Source organism: Roseobacter sp. S87 (assembly GCF_055693285.1).
Genome location: NZ_JBVFTR010000004.1, coordinates 1384920 through 1401488, shown reverse-complemented (window position 1 = coordinate 1401488; position 16569 = coordinate 1384920). Strand labels below are relative to the sequence as shown.

General features: G+C 59.9%; 17 protein-coding genes and 1 pseudogene. 11 read left to right on the top strand and 7 right to left on the bottom strand.

Features of this window, described 5'->3' with window-relative positions:
* Nucleotides 1–69: 69 nt before the first annotated feature.
* On the top strand, nt 70–663 hold the full coding sequence (locus ACZ1HA_RS07795) for a shikimate kinase (protein ID WP_472713481.1): 594 nt from the start codon (nt 70–72) through the stop codon (nt 661–663).
* On the top strand, nt 656–1765 hold the full coding sequence (gene aroB, locus ACZ1HA_RS07790) for a 3-dehydroquinate synthase (RefSeq protein WP_472713480.1): 1110 nt from the start codon (nt 656–658) through the stop codon (nt 1763–1765). The genes ACZ1HA_RS07795 and aroB overlap by 8 nt, the downstream gene beginning before the upstream one ends.
* 1 nt (nt 1766) lies before the next feature.
* Here the strand turns inward: aroB and ACZ1HA_RS07785 are convergent, their stop codons facing one another.
* Nucleotides 1767–2204 (bottom strand): GNAT family N-acetyltransferase, encoded by a 438-nt coding sequence (locus tag ACZ1HA_RS07785; protein WP_472713479.1) that lies wholly within the window; start codon nt 2202–2204, stop codon nt 1767–1769.
* On the bottom strand, nt 2204–2695 hold the full coding sequence (gene ssb, locus ACZ1HA_RS07780) for a single-stranded DNA-binding protein (RefSeq protein ID WP_375227610.1): 492 nt from the start codon (nt 2693–2695) through the stop codon (nt 2204–2206). Before ssb ends, ACZ1HA_RS07785 begins: the two co-directional genes overlap by 1 nt.
* Nucleotides 2696–2914: 219 nt before the next feature.
* Here ssb and ACZ1HA_RS07775 point away from each other — a divergent pair, with 219 nt between their 5' ends.
* Together ACZ1HA_RS07775 and ACZ1HA_RS07770 are read left to right on the top strand one after the other, a co-directional pair.
* Nucleotides 2915–3505: a lytic transglycosylase domain-containing protein gene (locus ACZ1HA_RS07775; protein WP_472713478.1), complete on the top strand. Its 591-nt coding sequence runs from the start codon at nt 2915–2917 to the stop codon at nt 3503–3505.
* Nucleotides 3506–3619: 114 nt separating this feature from the next.
* Nucleotides 3620–4036, top strand: coding sequence for a hypothetical protein (locus tag ACZ1HA_RS07770; protein ID WP_472713477.1), 417 nt, complete (start codon nt 3620–3622; stop codon nt 4034–4036).
* Nucleotides 4037–4110: 74 nt separating this feature from the next.
* Here ACZ1HA_RS07770 and ACZ1HA_RS07765 read toward each other — a convergent pair.
* From ACZ1HA_RS07765 to miaA, 5 genes and pseudogenes are all read right to left on the bottom strand, one after another.
* Nucleotides 4111–6205 (bottom strand): annotated as a pseudogene (locus tag ACZ1HA_RS07765) (dipeptide ABC transporter ATP-binding protein).
* Between the two features lie 85 nt (nt 6206–6290).
* Nucleotides 6291–7508, bottom strand: a complete 1218-nt coding sequence (locus ACZ1HA_RS07760) for an ABC transporter permease (protein ID WP_436399346.1) — start codon at nt 7506–7508, stop codon at nt 6291–6293.
* 12 nt (nt 7509–7520) lie between these two features.
* Nucleotides 7521–8570 (bottom strand): ABC transporter permease, encoded by a 1050-nt coding sequence (locus ACZ1HA_RS07755; protein ID WP_375227614.1) that lies wholly within the window; start codon nt 8568–8570, stop codon nt 7521–7523.
* Nucleotides 8571–8775: 205 nt separating this feature from the next.
* Nucleotides 8776–9582, bottom strand: a complete 807-nt coding sequence (locus ACZ1HA_RS07750) for a helix-turn-helix transcriptional regulator (RefSeq protein ID WP_472713476.1) — start codon at nt 9580–9582, stop codon at nt 8776–8778.
* A gap of 89 nt (nt 9583–9671) precedes the next feature.
* Entirely contained in the window at nt 9672–10571 is a 900-nt protein-coding gene (gene miaA / locus ACZ1HA_RS07745) for a tRNA (adenosine(37)-N6)-dimethylallyltransferase MiaA (protein WP_472713475.1), read from the bottom strand.
* 92 nt (nt 10572–10663) lie between these two features.
* Here miaA and pyrH point away from each other — a divergent pair, with 92 nt between their 5' ends.
* The 7 genes from pyrH to ACZ1HA_RS07710 all read left to right on the top strand — a co-directional run bounded on the left by pyrH (nt 10664) and on the right by ACZ1HA_RS07710 (nt 16516).
* Nucleotides 10664–11392, top strand: a complete 729-nt coding sequence (pyrH, locus tag ACZ1HA_RS07740; protein WP_375227617.1) for a UMP kinase — start codon at nt 10664–10666, stop codon at nt 11390–11392.
* A gap of 106 nt (nt 11393–11498) precedes the next feature.
* The gene (frr, locus tag ACZ1HA_RS07735) at nt 11499–12062 is read left to right on the top strand and encodes a ribosome recycling factor (RefSeq protein WP_375227618.1); all 564 of its coding nucleotides are present in this window, start codon (nt 11499–11501) and stop codon (nt 12060–12062) included.
* Nucleotides 12063–12211: 149 nt separating this feature from the next.
* Entirely contained in the window at nt 12212–12952 is a 741-nt protein-coding gene (gene uppS / locus ACZ1HA_RS07730) for a polyprenyl diphosphate synthase (RefSeq protein ID WP_472713474.1), read from the top strand.
* Nucleotides 12953–12959: 7 nt separating this feature from the next.
* Entirely contained in the window at nt 12960–13751 is a 792-nt protein-coding gene (locus ACZ1HA_RS07725; RefSeq protein ID WP_375227620.1) for a phosphatidate cytidylyltransferase, read from the top strand.
* Nucleotides 13752–13755: 4 nt separating this feature from the next.
* Entirely contained in the window at nt 13756–14928 is a 1173-nt protein-coding gene (gene dxr, locus ACZ1HA_RS07720) for a 1-deoxy-D-xylulose-5-phosphate reductoisomerase (RefSeq protein WP_472713473.1), read from the top strand.
* A 4-nt stretch (nt 14929–14932) separates the two neighbouring features.
* A complete protein-coding gene (gene rseP / locus ACZ1HA_RS07715; RefSeq protein WP_472713472.1) occupies nt 14933–16285 on the top strand; it encodes an RIP metalloprotease RseP in 1353 nt (450 codons plus the stop codon).
* A 99-nt stretch (nt 16286–16384) separates the two neighbouring features.
* Entirely contained in the window at nt 16385–16516 is a 132-nt protein-coding gene (locus tag ACZ1HA_RS07710) for a hypothetical protein (protein ID WP_375227623.1), read from the top strand.
* Nucleotides 16517–16569 lie beyond the last annotated feature (53 nt).

The window sequence follows — 16569 nt, the reverse complement described above, 5'->3', positions numbered from 1 at the left end:
TTGCCTGCCTGCCGTTTTTACGCAACTTATATATGGCCTTTTCACCAATATCACGTCATTCAGGCGATTATGAGCGATTTTCAGCAATCCCTGGCCGATACGTCCGGAACGCACGGTTTTGTGTTGAAAAAGACGATTGTCATGGTCGGCATGATGGGGGCCGGCAAGACCGCCGTAGGGCGCGGGCTGGCAGCGTTGCTGGATGTGGACTTTCTCGATTCGGATCACGAGATCGAACAGGCCGCAAATATGACAATCCCCGAGATTTTTGCCCGCGATGGTGAGCCGTTCTTTCGTGCGCGCGAAACAGAGGTGATCCAGCGCCTGCTACAGGGAAAGCCCTGTGTACTGTCCACGGGCGGCGGTGCCTATCTCTCTGAGGTGAACCGCGCCACGATTTCCGCACAGGGCGTGGCCGTCTGGCTAGATGCGGATATTGATCTGCTGTGGAACCGCGTGAAACACCGCGACACCCGGCCGTTGCTGCGGACGGAAAACCCGCGCGCAACGCTGGAGGCGCTTTTTGAGGCGCGCGTGCCGGACTACAGCCGGGCTGATCTGCGTGTGCCCTGTGCGCCACCGGTCTCCGTCGAAGCCATGGCACGCCGGGTTGCAGATGTTCTTGAAACCCGACCCGATGTGCTGGAGCGCCGAAATGCCTGAAACTGTCCACGTCAACCTGCCCGGCCGCGCCTATGACGTGCAGATCGGACCGGGGCTGATTGATCAGGCAGGGGCGTATATTGAACCGTTTCTGAAGCGGCCTCAGGTTGCGGTGATCAGTGACGAAACCGTTGCCGGGCTGCATATGACCGCATTGCGCGCCGGTCTGGCCGCACGGGGTATCGGGATGTCCGAACTCGTTCTGCCGGCAGGTGAGGCCACCAAATCATGGGGGCCACTGGAGCAGTCCGTTGAATGGCTGCTGGACCAGAAGGTGGAGCGTGGGGACATTGTCATCGCGCTTGGCGGGGGCGTTATCGGCGACCTTGTTGGATTTGCCGCTGCCATTCTGCGCCGGGGTGTGCGGTTCGTGCAGATCCCCACATCGCTGCTGGCGCAGGTCGACAGTTCGGTCGGGGGCAAGACCGGCATTAACGCACCACAGGGCAAAAACCTGATCGGCGCATTTCACCAGCCGACGCTGGTGCTGGCCGATACTTCGGTGCTGGGCACGCTGACACCGCGCGATTTTCTGGCCGGGTATGGCGAGGTCGTAAAATATGGTCTGCTCGGCGACGCGGATTTCTTTGAATGGCTGGAGGCCAATGGCCCGGCACTCGCTGCTGGTGATATGGACGCTAGGGTCGAGGCGGTGCGGCGGTCGGTGCAGATGAAGGCCGACATCGTCGAACGCGATGAAACGGAACAGGGCGACCGGGCGCTGCTCAATCTGGGCCATACCTTCGGTCACGCCCTCGAGGCAGCGACCGGATATTCGGACCGGTTACTGCATGGCGAAGGGGTCGCCATCGGCTGCGCTCTGGCCTTTGAACTTTCAGCGCGGATGGGTCTTTGCAGCCAGGAAAGCCCCAGCCGTGTGCGCGCGCATCTGAAGACGATGGGCATGAAAACGGATCTGGCGGATATTCCCGGGGATCTTCCCGATGCGCAGACGCTGCTTGGCCTCATGGGGCAGGACAAGAAGGTCGTGCAGGGAGAACTGCGGTTTATCCTGTCGCGCGGCATTGGCGAGGCCTTCGTGACCGGCGATGTCACGGCTGACGCTGTTCTGGATGTGCTGAACGATGCGCTCCGCGCCTGATCTACGTGCGCCGGATGACCATTGCGTGTTTGTCTTCTGACGAGAACCCGACGCTTTCGTAAAACCCCTTTGCGCCACGTTTCTGACCAGTCATCAGCATGACCTTGTAGGCATCCGCGGCCCATGCGGCATCTATGGCGGCCGTCAGGACCGCCCGACCATACCCGCGCCGCTGGTGTTGGTGATGTGTTACGACGTTCTCGATCAGCCCATAGGGCCGCGCATTCCAGGTCACATTGGGCAGCAGATGCAGTGTGACCATCGCAACAGCGGTTCCGCCACTGAAAGCACCGAAGATGGTTGTCCCGGGATGTGCAATCACACGCAGAAAGGCCGCCGGATTATCTGCCGGCGGCCCGAAGGTCAGATCAGTGTAAAGTGTCAGAGCCGCGTCGCAATCCGCCGGAATGAGTGGGCGGACGGAACACGCAGACGGCATCAGAACGGGATTTCGTCGTCCAGATCGCGCGACGGTGCAGGGCTGCTGCTGCCGCCAAAACTGTCACCGCCGCCACGGTCGTCATAACCCATCTGGCCACCACCGCCACCGCCGCCGTATCCACCACCGCCGCCACCGTCACGGCCATCGAGCATGGTCAGTTCGGATTTATAGGGGCGCAGCACGACCTCTGTCGAATACCGGTCCTGGCCGGACTGATCCTGCCACTTGCGGGTTTCCAGCTGGCCTTCGATATATACCTTGGAACCCTTACGCAGGTATTGCTCGGCCACACGCGCCAGCGGTTCAGAAAAGATTGCAACTGAATGCCATTCGGTACGCTCTTTGCGCTCGCCTGTGTTGCGGTCTTTCCAGTTCTCAGACGTCGCGATCCGCAGATTGCAGACTTTGCCGCCATTCTGAAAGGTGCGCACTTCCGGGTCGCGGCCTAGATTGCCGATGAGAATAACCTTGTTCACTGAGCCGGCCATGGTGCCTCCCTCTGATCGATCTGTTGTGCCACGGGAGAGCGCGAAGGTGCGCGCAGATCCGCCCGGGCGGGCTTTGCCCGACGCTATACCGACGGGGGCGGTTTTGAAACCGGATAACCGGCCCGGCGGTCAGCTTTTCCACCATGGAGCGAAAGGCTGGTGTCAGGGGATGAAACGGGTATAGTGGCGCCCGGAACGTCCGCGGAGGGGGCTTGAGACATGGTTGCAAGGATCGGTATCGCCGGTGCGCTTGTGCTGGCCCTGGCCGGATCTGCAGGAGTCTCTGAGACACTGTCCTCCAAGAACCGTACCAAGCTTTTCAAGTCTCAGACCAGCGTGCTCGATAACCGCGCGGCCAGTCAGTACAACAATTCCGTCCGGCTCAAGCCGCCATCCGTCTACACGCCGAGTATCTGGGGCGATGGCAGCTATTCCGGCAAATATGACGGACCCTTTCTGGACATGGCCCGCAGGGCTGCACGCAAACATCGCATTCCCGAAGATCTCTTTCTGCGTCTTGTGCAACAGGAATCCGGCTGGAACCCGCGTGCGAAGTCTCACAAAGGCGCATTGGGTCTTGCCCAGCTGATGCCTGGAACGGCCCGGGCGCTTGGGGTGGACCCGCTTGATCCGGAAGAGAACCTGGAGGGTGGTGCGCGGTACCTGGCCACGCAGTACCGCGAATTCCGGTCCTGGCCTCTGGCGCTGGCCGCATACAACGCAGGCCCGGGTGCTGTGAAAAAGCATGGTGGCATCCCGCCCTACCGCGAAACACGGAATTACGTGCGGATTATCACCGGCCGGCAGTAGCCCGCTCTGTCACAGCAAAATCAGGAAACTTTCACAGCAGGTCCCGATCCGGGACACAGTGCTGCCTGAATCCTGCGTCATTCAGAACGGGTGAGTGACGAGGGAGCCGTCGATATGGCGAATGATGTTTTTTACGCGCGTCTGGAACGTATTCAGCAGTCGCAGCAGCAAATGGCGCCGGTACGCCGCGCTGTACCTGTGCGCGAACTGAGTACCACAATGCCCGGTGCAACCCCCGTCGGGATGGCCGGGCAACTGCCGAGCCCGGTTTTTGCTCATCTCAAAGCGTTGTTTTTTGGTGTTGTACTGGGTGTTATCGCGGCAATTGCGCTTATTGGATTGTCCTGGGAAGGATCGCCCTGGACGGTTGGTGCCGAGTATCATGACTATGTTTTCTGGCCCGCGATGGGGGGGCTGGCCCTTGGGGGCGTTCTGATCCTGGTTTCGATGATGGTCGCCGCCAGCAGACCTGGCTTTGCCCTGTTTTCGCTGGGTTACCTCAGCGGTCTGATCGTTTCGCTGATCGTGTGACCGCCTCCTGTTCCTGAATGCCAAAGGCCCGGGCATTTCTGCCCGGGCCTTTCTCTTTTCAATGTTGCGCGTGTCTATTCAGCAGCAACCCCGCCAACTTCGATGACAGGTTCCATCTGCGCCAGAATGTCATCGCTGAGATGGCATTTGACCTGATGATCGCCTTCAAGACGCCGCACCGGTGGCACCTCCTTTTCACACAGGCCACCCGGCACTTCGGATTTCCAGCGGCAGCGCGTCTGGAACGGGCAGCCCGTGGGCGGATTCATGGCAGAGGGAATGTCTCCCTCCAGCACGATGTGCTTTTTGGTCACGCTGGTATCTGCAATGGGCACAGCAGACAGCAGCGCTTCGGTATAGGGATGGTAGGGCGGCGCAAAAACCTGGTCCGTCGTACCCAGTTCCACCACGTGCCCCAGATACATCACCATCACCCTGTCGCTGAGGTAGCGCACGATACTCAGATCATGGCTGATAAAGAGCAGGGTGGTTTTCTGCTCGCGCTGAATTTCCATCAGCAGATCCGTCACCGCAGCCTGCACGGACACATCCAGCGCGGATACGGGCTCGTCCGCAACGACGATACGCGCATCACCGGCAAAGGCCCGTGCGATACCCACCCGCTGCTTCTGTCCGCCTGACAGCTGGCGGGGCATGCGTCCGGCAAACTCACGGGGCAGTTTGACCAGATCAAGCAACTTCAGCATGCGCTGCTGCCGGTCTTTCTCGTTTTCGCCGATCCCGAAAATCTCCAGCGCCCGGATAATCTGCCGCCCCACCGTCATGGACGGGTTCAGCGTATCGAACGGGTTCTGGAACACCATCTGAACCTCTGAGACAGTTTTCGTATCACGTTCCTCGATCGGCGTGTCACCGATCGAGCGGTTGTCCAGAATGATCTCGCCCTCGGTCGCGGTCTCCAGCCCCATCAGCACCTTGGCAAAGGTGGATTTCCCGCACCCGGATCTCGCCCACAATCGCCAGTGTCTCTGACTCGCGCGCCTCGAAACTGAGGGTTTCATTGGCCTTCACGACCTTTTTGTCCCCCCCGCCGAATATCGCGTTCGCAGTCACCTCATAATACTTTTTGAGGTTGTCCATTTTCAGAACGACGTCTCCAACTTCGCCTTTGGTTTTCACGTCCCCGATCTCGAGCGGCGCCTCCCAGTCGATCTCTTTGAACTTCAGACAACGCGTCGCATGCCGGTCATTTCCGGGCACGGTTTCCATCTGGATGATGCCCTGATCACACCGGCCAGCTTCGAAATAATCGCAACGCGGGCCAAAGTTACACCCATTGGGCCGCTCATGCGGCAGCGGGAAATTCCCGGGGATGGCCACCAGCGGCCGCGCGTTTTTATCCGCGCCCGGCAGTGGGATCGACCGGAAGAGCGCCTGGGTATAGGGATGCTGCATTTTGTCGAACACATCCTCAATAGAGCCGCGCTCCACAGCCTCACCGGAATACATCACACAGATCCGGTCGCAGGTTTCCAGAACAAGACCAAGGTTGTGCGAAATGAACAACATCGACGTGCCGTATTTCTTGCCCAGATCCTTTACCAGCTCGACCACGGCCGCCTCGACCGTCACATCAAGCGCAGTGGTCGGCTCATCCAGAATGAGCAATGATGGCTCTGACATCAGCGCCATGGCGATCACAATCCGCTGCTGCTGTCCTCCTGACAGCTGATGCGGAAAGGAATTCAGCATCCGCTTCGGATCAGGCAGTTTTACGTCAGTAACCACCTGCAAGGCGCGCTCATACGCATCCTTTTCGTTCATTCCCTGATGGATCATCGGCACTTCCATCAGCTGTTTGCCGATCTTCATCGCAGGGTTCAGCGAGGCCATCGGCTCCTGATAAATCATTGCGATCTCAGATCCGCGGATGTCGCGCAGCTCTTCAGCACTCATCTCGCTCAGATCACGGCCCTTGAACTTAATTGATCCGCCGACAATCCGGCCGTTCTTGCCCAGATCCTGCATCACGCCCAGCGCAACGGTTGATTTGCCGCATCCGGATTCGCCAACCAGACCAACGGCCTCGCCGGGCTGAACGGTAACCGAAAAATCCATCACAGCGGGGATTTCCCTGAGCCGCGTGAAAAACGATATCGACAGCTTGTCGATCTCCAGAATGGGACCGTTGTAATCTGTCTTTGCCATGTCGTGTCTCCTTTGTGGAGCGGGCCTGCATCTTCTGGCCCGAAATATCCCGGGGGTCAGGGGGCAGCGCCCCCTTAACCACTCATCAGTCGCGAAGGCTTTCCTCGCGCAGACCATCGGCCAGCAGGTTCAGGCCAAGCACCAGCGTCAGAAGCGCCAGAGCCGGTGCAATCGCTGCATGCGGATAGAGTGCCAGCAGGCGGCGGCCGGCGTTGATCGTGCTGCCCCAGTCCGGGCTTTCTGATTCAAGCCCGAGGCCAAAGAAGCCCAGCGTGCCCAGAAGGATGGTCGTGTACCCGATCCGCAGACAGAAATCGACGATCAGCGGTCCGCGCGCATTGGGCAGAATTTCCCACAGCATGATGTACCACGGCCCTTCGCCACGCGTCTGCGCGGCGGCGACATAGTCGCGTGTCTTGATGTCCATCGCGAGCCCCCGCACGATCCGGAAGACCGTCGGCGAGTTCACAAAAACCACAGACACAAAGACCACCAGAATGCCCGGATCAATATCGAAAAGATCGAGGAAAGGCGGCAGTCCGGGAATGGCGTAATCCGGTGTGGCCACCACACTGCCGTTGGTGGACACCAGCGACAGATAGAGCCACCCCAGTCCCCCCAAAACGCCGATCAGCAGCGGTGTGCGCACCTTTGGCTGTGTGTAATACCGTGAGTTCAGCAGGATACACATGAAGATCAGCGGGAACACAAACAGGAACAGCGCCATGTAATTCGGGATACCCGTCAGCACGATTTCCGGTGTCACCAGCAGGTAAAACAGCAGAATGACCGGGAAGGCGAGGATAAGGTTTGCCAGGAACGACAGCACGGTGTCCAGACGTCCGCCATAATAACCCGCTGGCAGGCCCAGTGTGATCCCGACCATGAAGGCAAACAGCGTCGCAATCGGAGCGATCTGCACCACGACCCAGGCACCCTTGATCAGGCGGCTGAAAACGTCGCGGGCCAGATTGTCACCCCCCAGCAGGAACCAGGCGTACTCGCCTTCATCCGGACTGCGCATCGGCGTGCCTGGCGGTTTGTTCTTCATGCCAGAGACCTGGCTCAAGGGATCATGCGTGACCAGCATATCGAGCGGGCCGCCATAGACGCCGACAAAAACCCAGAACATCACCAGCGCAAAGCCGATCATGCCAATGGTGCTGTCAAACAGTTTGCCATAAAGCCCCAGCCGGCGCTTATAGGTGATCGACAGGGTGAAAAGAACAATCAGCGAAATCCACACAGGGCCGAGCTGAAGGAACATACGGGCCGCGATACTGCCCCAGGAAAGGTCTTCCATGACAGATCTCCCTTATGCGATGCGGATGCGCGGGTTGAGGTAGACATAGCCGATATCGGATATCAGCTGTGTCACCAAAACCACGGCGACCGAGACAACCGAAACTGCCAGCAGCAGTTCGATGTCATTGTTTCCTGCTGCCTGCACGAGCAGCCAGCCAAAGCCCTTGTAGTTAAAGAGCGTCTCAACAATTACGACCCCGTTCAGCAGCCAGGGGAACTGGAGCATGATAACGGTAAAGGGCGCGATCAGCGCATTCCGCAACGCGTGTTTCAGCACAATATCGGAGAACTTCACGCCCTTCAGGCGGGCGGTGCGGATATACTGCGCGGTCATCACCTCAGTCATGGAGGCCCGCGTCATCCGCGCAATGTAGCCCATCCCGTAAAGCGCGATAGTGATCACGGGCAGGGTAAAGTTCTCGATTGTCGCGTTCTCCATGGCGGATGTCGCCGATCCTTTGAACCATTTGAGCCCAAAGGCGGAGGAGGCGAAGACAGCAATAAAAATAACGCCCGAGACGTATTCGGGCGTTGCGGTCGAGGCGATAGAGAAGGTTGACAGTGAGCGGTCTGTCACGGACCCCTCGCGCATACCGGCCAGGACCCCTATGATCAGTGCCATGGGCACCATCACCAGCATCACCGCAAACATCAGTTTGCCCGTCAGACCCAGCCGGGTGGCGACGATGCCGCCGACGTCCTCTTTGAACACGGTCGAAAAGCCCCAGTCATTCTGCAGAACGCCGCAGAACGTGCTGCGCTCTTCAACAGGTGTCCCTGCGGCGAAACAGCGGCCTGTTATTTCCCCGCTTTCAGGGTCCTCGTGCTCCCATCCGGGTAACACGCCGAGCCACTGGCCGAATTTCACCGGCATTGGCTGCAGATACCCGTTTTTGTCCAGGTAGCTGGCCACGGCTTCATCCGACATGCGGAAGTTGCCCTGGGTTTTGGCGAGTTTTTCGAGGTTCGGGTAGAGATTGGTGAGCCAGAACACGATGAACGTCAGGCAGAGTGCCGTCAGTAACATCACGCCCAGACGTCTGAGTATGAATAGTCCCATGGGTGCCCCTGTTGTCAGGCTATAGCGCGCTGAAGCGCGTCAGTTATCGGAGATTCTGTGTCCCCGGATTTGGTTTGTGGCCCTATCAGGCATGATCGCACGGACCCCGTCAACGCAGACAAACGCCATCCGGTGTAAAATTTGCGACATAGGTCAGTCGTTTTCTGGCGATTTCCCGGGCGCGGCCGGATCAGAGGGGAAGGTGTCAGGCCAGTTCCGGCGCCTGTGCACCGGCGCGGCGCAGGGCGGTTGGCGTCGCATGCGTGTGATGCTGGATGAACCGCGTGAAATAAGCGGCGCTGCCAAAACCGAGGTGACGCGCAATATCCTGTGCCGGTGCTTTCGTGCCGACCAGCAGACTGCGCGCCTCGTAAAGCACACGCTCCGTCAGCAGATCGGCAGCTGTCCGGCCGGTCGCTGCCTTGCAGGCGCGTGTCAGATGCGTAGGCGTCACGCCAAGCGCTGCGGCATGATCGGCCATCGTCAAGGTTTCGCGGAAATGGGCGGAGATCCGGGCACAATAAGCCGCGCAGAGCCGGGCGGCAGCATTGCGCCGTTCCGGCAGGTGTTCTTCCATTGCCATCTGCCGCTGCAGCCAGACAGAGATGAGCGCGCCATGTGCTTCCATCGCCTGGCCGGTCAGCGGGCGGCCCGAGGCCTGTTCGCGGGTCGCGGCCTCCATCAGAACAGTAAGTTCCGACATCGCCCCCACTTCGCGGATACGCAAGAGGCGCGGCATCTGCGGAAACAGCACCTGGCAGCCTTCGGGAATGATAACGACCTGGCCAATGCCCTGGCGCCCCATATCGAGCGCGAAAAGATGGTCTGCGGGCACGACGATGGCGTTATGTGTGCCAACCCCGCGACGCTGTCCGTTCAGAAGCAGGCGTCCCTGGCCGCGCGTGATCCAGATGAGCAACTGTTCACGACGGTCATGCGCCAGTGTCAGCCGCCAGTCACTGCTGCCCGTCAGCTGGGAAAGCGGTATGATGCGCAGGTCTGTCTCTGACATTCAACCAATCCGTGAATTGTCCCTTTTGATCATGCCAGTGGAGCCAAAAACGCGGTTTTCGCAAGTTTGCGGTAAAATATGTGAAAGTTTCAGCGGTTCTCCGCTGGTCTGAAATGCAGCCAGTCCGCCATCTTCGAGCGGAACCATGTGCGCTGGCGTTTTGCAAACTGACGTGTTGCGATCACCGCTGCCTCCCGCGCGTGGTCGAGCGTCATTTCACCTTTCAGATGCGCAATCAGTTCCGGCGCACCGATGGCTCGGTGTGCGGGCAGGGCTGCGTTGTAGTGTGGCAGAACCGCCCGCGCCTCCTCCAGCGCGCCGGCGTCCAGCATCAGGTCGAACCGCTTTTCGATGCGCGGCGTGAGCCAGTCCTTTGGCGCGTCAAAGACAATGCAACGCGCCTGAGTCTCCGGCAGCAGTGCGGGCCCGGTTGCGTCCTGCCAGGATGCGAGGCTGCGGCCGGTTGCGGTCTGAACCTCCCAGGCGCGCTGGACGCGCATCCGGTTCGCAATATCGATCCGACCCGTGGTCCGGGCATCCAGTCCGGCCAGCAGGTCGGGCAGGGGCATTGTATCTGCCTGCGCGCGTATTTCTGGCGGCGTGGCCGGGATTTCCGCCAGCCCACAGGTCAGTGCACTGAAATACAGACCGGTGCCCCCAACAATGATGGACCGCTGCGGGCGTTGCAGCAGGTCCCGGATGTCCCGCAACCAGTGGCCCGCGGAGTAACTGTCCGTCGCGGAGACATGACCATAAAGCACGTGAGGTGCCGCGTCTTCTTCCTCAGGTGACGGCCGGGCCGTCAGAACCCGCCAGCAATCGTAAACCTGGCTGGCATCTGCATTGACAATCACGCCCCCCTGACGTGCTGCGATCTCCAGCGCCAGCGCGGATTTTCCGGATGCCGTGGGGCCTGCAATCAGGACCGGCATTTCAGGCGAGAGCCCGTCCAGTACCGCTTGTGTCGAATGGATCAGGCTGTCCGCCATTTTTTGCCGTCATCCCGTCCGGGGCGCATTGAAGTTACCGGCGTTTTCGGACATTTTGCGCCGCAGTTAAACCCCCTGTCAGGAGCGCGACCATGACCCAGCCCGAACCACAGACGAAGTTCAGCAGGGTAATGCTCAAAATATCGGGCGAAGCGCTCATGGGGGACCAGGGGTTCGGCCTGAACCCGCCGACCGTCGAACGGATCGCAAAAGAGGTCCAGTCGGTGCATGAGATGGGCGTCGAAATCTGCATGGTGATCGGGGGCGGAAACATTTTCCGTGGTCTGCAGGGCTCGGCCCAGGGGATGGAACGGACGACTGCAGACTATATGGGCATGCTGGCCACGGTGATGAACGCGCTGGCGATGCAGTCGGCGCTCGAAGGTCTTGGCATTCACACGCGGGTCATCTCCGCCATCACGATGAATGAGGTGGCCGAGCCATACATCCGGCGCCGCGCTGTCCGGCACCTGGAAAAGAAGCGCGTCTGTATTTTCGCGGCCGGGACCGGCAACCCGTATTTCACCACTGATACGGCCGCCACACTGCGTGCAAACGAGATGTCCTGCGAGGCGATCTTCAAAGGCACCAAGGTTGATGGCGTCTATGACAAGGATCCGGCGAAACACGATGACGCGCAACGCTATGATACCGTCAGCTATGATGACGTGCTCGCAAAACGACTGGGTGTGATGGACGCATCGGCCATCGCACTGGCGCGGGATAACAACCTGCCGATCATCGTCTTTTCCCTCGACGAACCTGGTGGCTTCCGCGGTATCCTCGCGGGCGAGGGGACATATACACGGGTGCAGGGCTGAACAGGTTTTCACCGAGCCACTGGCCTTTCTGTGTCATCCTGATTTATACAGCTTCAAAGAGCACCGCGCCCCGGGGCGCTGATATAACTGCGGCAGGAAGAAGACCATGTCAGACGATTTTATGCTGGACACCGATGACCTTGAGCGCCGGATGGAAGGCGCCATGTCAGCGCTGAAAACAGAATTTGCCTCCCTGCGGACCGGGCGGGCGTCCGCCTCGATGCTGGAACCCGTGATGGTTGACGCTTACGGCCAGCGCACACCGGTTAACCAGGTGGGAACGGTCAACGTGCCGGAACCGCGCATGGTGACGATCAATGTCTGGGACAAGGGTCTGGTCGGCAAGGTGGAAAAGGCGATCCGCGAAAGTGGGCTGGGGATCAACCCGCAGCTGAACGGGACGATTATCATGCTGCCCATTCCGGAACTGAACGAAGAACGCCGCCGTGAACTGACCAAGGTTGCCGGTCAGTATGCCGAAAACGCGCGCGTTTCTGTGCGGAACATCCGGAGGGACGGGATGGACCAGATCAAAAAGGCCAAGGGCGACGGTATGTCCGAAGACGACCAGAAACTCTGGGAAGGCGAGGTTCAGGAGATCACCGACAGGTTTATCAAATCGGTGGACAGCCTTCTTGAGTCCAAACAGGGCGAGATAATGCAGGTCTGAAATGACTTTTCCTGCCTGTGGGCCGTGCACGGTGACAGTGCGCAGAGTTGCCCATACCCGTTCTAAAATCTTGCGAAAGCGGGCTTTTTGACACAAAAAGAAGCACACAAACCCGCGCCCGTGCGCAGGACAGGCAAGGAGCACTGAATATGGCGTTGCAACGCCAGCCCCAGCAGACCCGGGTTCCGGGATGTCCGCATCACGTGGCAATAATCATGGATGGCAATGGCCGCTGGGCGACCCAGCGAGGGCGTCCGCGCCTGTTCGGTCACCATGCCGGGGCCCGGCGTGTGCGCGAGATTGTCGAGGCCTGTCCGCATATAGGTGTTGAATATCTGACGATTTTCGCCTTCTCGACCGAAAACTGGAAGCGGACACAGGTTGAGGTTGCGGGTCTGATGAGCCTCTTCCGCCGCTACATCATCAAAGAGACAAGAGCCCTGCGCGCCAATGGTGTCCGTGTCCGCTTTATCGGGGATCGTGATCGGCTGGACGACAAACTGATTGTCCTGATGAACGATCTGGAGCAGGCGACCGAGCACAACAGCCTCGTGAATCTGACCATTGCGATCAATTATGGCGGCCGTGATGAGGTAACCCGTGCGACGCGGCGCATGGCGCAGGATGTGGCGGACGGTCACCTGAAGCCTGAAAATGTGGACGAGGAAACACTGCCAAGGTATCTGGACACCTGCGTTCTGCCGGATCCCGACCTTGTGATCCGCACCAGTGGCGAAGCGCGTATCTCGAACTTCCTGCTCTGGCAGTCGGCCTATTCTGAATATGAGTTTATCGACACATTGTGGCCGGACTTCACCCGTGACGAATTTGAAAGCCTGTGCCAGGCCTATGGCGGCCGGGATCGTCGCTATGGCGGTGTAAAGGCCTGATGGCAGAATGACGGCGGCCCCTGACAAATGGTCTGACCTGGCGACACGTCTCGGCTCCGGAGCTGCGATGGTTATCGTTGGCATGCTGGGTGTCTGGGCCGGCGGTCACGTGTTCCACGTCATGGTCGCTGTGATCTGTGGACTGATGGTCTGGGAACTGGTGCGCATGCTGCACCCCTCTGAGCCTTCGGTGGCGATACAGCTTGGTGGTCTGTCCGGGGCGGCTATGCTGCTGGCCATTTATCTGCCGCTCGGGTTCGCACTGCCAGTTCTGCTGGCGCCCGCGCTGGTGGGTTTCGGTCAGCTGTCTTCGTTCCGCACGATTTTTATGATTTTCACCGTGATGGTCATGCTCGCAGGCTTCGGCATGATGTCCGTGCGGGATGACATGGGCTTTGTCTGGATGCTCTGGCTGGTGCTGGTCGTGGTGGCCACGGATGTGGTGGGCTATTTCGCCGGACGTTTTATTGGCGGGCCCAAGTTCTGGCCGCGTGTCAGCCCGAAGAAAACCTGGGCCGGCACCGGGGCGGGCTGGATCGGCGCTGGTATCGTGGGGGCAATCTTCATCTCTCAGACGGGGGCGGGCACACAGCTGATCGGTGTTTCGGTTGCAATTTCAATGGCCAGCCAGATGGGTGATATTGCGGAAAGCGCCATCAAGCGCCGTGTCGGTGTCAAGGACAGCTCGTCGCTCATCCCCGGGCATGGCGGTCTGCTGGACCGGTTCGACGGGATGCTGGGCGCTTCTGTTTTTCTGCTGATCATCGGGTCTTTTGTTGGCCCGGCAGCGGTGGGCTGAGCGGATGCGCCGCATCAGTATCTTTGGCGCGACGGGCTCCATTGGTCAGAACACCATCGATCTGATTGCACGTGCGCCGGATGACTACGATGTTGTGGCGCTGACCGGCGCCTCGAACATCCGACAACTGGCCGCCGATGCGCGCAGGCTCAAAGCAGAAATCGCCGTAACCGCCTGTGAGGACAGGCTGGATGACCTGCGGGCGGCACTGGAAGGTTCCGGTGTCGAGGCCGCCGCCGGCGCGGATGCAATCGTTGAGGCGGCGGCCCGACCGGCGGACTGGGTCATGTCGGCCATTGTCGGGGCTGCGGGTCTCGCACCGGGTGTCACGGCGCTGCAGCAGGGGGCCACCCTGGCACTGGCCAACAAGGAATCGCTTGTCTGTGCCGGTGCGCTGATGCTGTCCACGGCGCGGGATCACGGTGCCAGAATCCTGCCGGTCGACAGTGAGCATTCCGCGGTTTTCCAGGCGCTTGTCGGCGAAGACATGCAGGCTGTGGAACGGATTGTCATAACCGCGTCCGGTGGAGCTTTCCGGGACTGGCCCATTGAGAAGCTGTCGACTGCCACCCTTGCCGAAGCATCGTCGCATCCAAACTGGGACATGGGCCAGCGGATAACCATCGACTCCGCGTCCATGTTTAACAAGGCGATGGAATTGATTGAAACCAAAGAATTCTTTGGTGTTCGTCCTGACCAGATTGAGGCTGTGGTGCACCCCGAATCCATGATCCACGCGCTTGTCGGGTTCCGCGATGGCGCGCTGATGGCGCACGTGGGGCCGCCGGACATGCGCCACGCTATCGGATATGCGCTGCACTGGCCGGAAAGGCGCAGCCTGCCGGTAGAACGTCTCGATCTTGCGGCTATCGGCCAGCTCAGTTTCCGGGAACCCTGCGAAACCCGCTGGCCTGCGCTGCGGCTGGCGCGCGAGGTCATGGAAACCGGTGGTTTGTCAGGGGCGGTTTTCAATGCCGCCAAGGAAACGGCGCTGGACGCGTTTATCGCGGGCGAGATCGGATTTACGCAGATGTCGGACGTGGTTGAGGCCGTTCTGGACAGGCTTTCTGCCACTGCGGGACATATTGATGCCACCATGACCCTTGATAACGTCGCCGAAACGGACCATCTCGCACGTCAGGCGGCCAGATCGGTCATAAACGGAAAAGCAGGTTAACCCTTTGGATATTCTGTCACTGATCCCGCAGTTCGGCGGGCTGATCTGGACGATTGCAGCTTTCATTCTGGCGCTCTCGGTGATCGTCGCGATCCATGAGTATGGCCACTACATTGTCGGGCGCTGGTCGGGCATTCATGCGGATGTGTTCTCGCTGGGGTTCGGGCCTGTGCTCTGGTCGCGTATGGACCGGCGCGGCACGCGCTGGCAGATCGCGGCTCTGCCGTTTGGGGGCTACGTCAAGTTTGCAGGTGATGCGAATGCCGCGTCGGGCAAAGATGAAGACGCGATGGTCGAGGCCAGTGAAGATTCCGAGCGCCTGCGGGCAACCATGCACGGCGCGCCGCTTTGGGCACGCACGCTGACAGTTGCAGCGGGACCAGCATTCAATTTTGCCCTGTCAATCCTGGTTTTTGCAGCCGTTCTGCTGACCAGTGGTGTCACGCGTGATCCGCTGACCGTCGGCAGTCTTAACCCGCTGCCCGTTGAAACCCGCGGGCTGGAAGCCGGTGATGTAATCCTGGCAATCAATGGCGATGCGGTGCCGTCGCGCGAAGACATGGACGCCTACAGCAGTTTTATCGCAGACCTCGAACAGAGCCCGACGCTGCAGTACACCGTGTTGCGTGACGGGCAGGAACGCGACGTTTCCGGGACCTGGCTGTTGCCGCCACTTGTGTCCAGCGTCACGCCGCAGTCTGCAGCGCTCAGCGCGGGGATCGAGTCCGGTGACGTTATTTCCGGTATCGACGGCGCCCCGATCTACGCTTTTGACCAGCTCAAACAGGCCGTTGAAGGCGGCGACGGTGCACCGCTGGCCCTGACAGTATGGCGCACTGGCGAGATGCTGGATCTGACGCTGACACCCAAGCGGGTGGACGAGCCTCAGGCCGACGGAGGGTTCGCAACCTACTGGCGTATTGGCATCGCCGGTGGCCTGGCCTTTGAGCCGGCAACGCAGACACCTGGCGTGGGCGAGGCGCTGTCGAATGGCGTGCGCCAGACAATGCGCATCATCGAAGGATCGCTTTCGGGCCTCGGTCACATGATCACCGGTGCCATCAGTACCTGTAATCTCTCGGGCCCGATCGGCATTGCGCAGACCTCCGGTGCAATGGCCAGCCAGGGCGCGGAATCCTTTATATGGTTTATTGCCGTTCTCAGCACGGCGGTGGGGCTGCTCAATCTGTTCCCGGTGCCGGCGCTGGATGGAGGACACCTTGTTTTCTACGCTTACGAGGCTGTTGCAGGCAAACCGCCGAGCGACCGCGCGCTGCGCATTCTGATGACAGCAGGCCTTGCTATGGTGCTGACGCTGATGCTGTTCGCTCTTGGCAACGATATCTTCTGCCCCTGACAGGTGCGACGGGCCGAATTGCCCTGATTTCGCCATAAACCATCAAACTGGTGCCGCATTCCGGCGTTAAGCCTCTTCGCAGACAAAGGGAGTGGCACCATGCAAGCAATACAGAGCGGATACCGCGGCCTCAGCCTCCTGATGGACCTGAACTGGGACCGTTTTCTTTACGTTGGCACCATCGGTCTGGCGCTTGGCGCGGGCGCGTGGCTCGCTTCGGTTGCAGGCTGACCTCAGGGCAGGGCACCGCAGTTACCCAACGTTAAAATATTCATTCGGCGCGC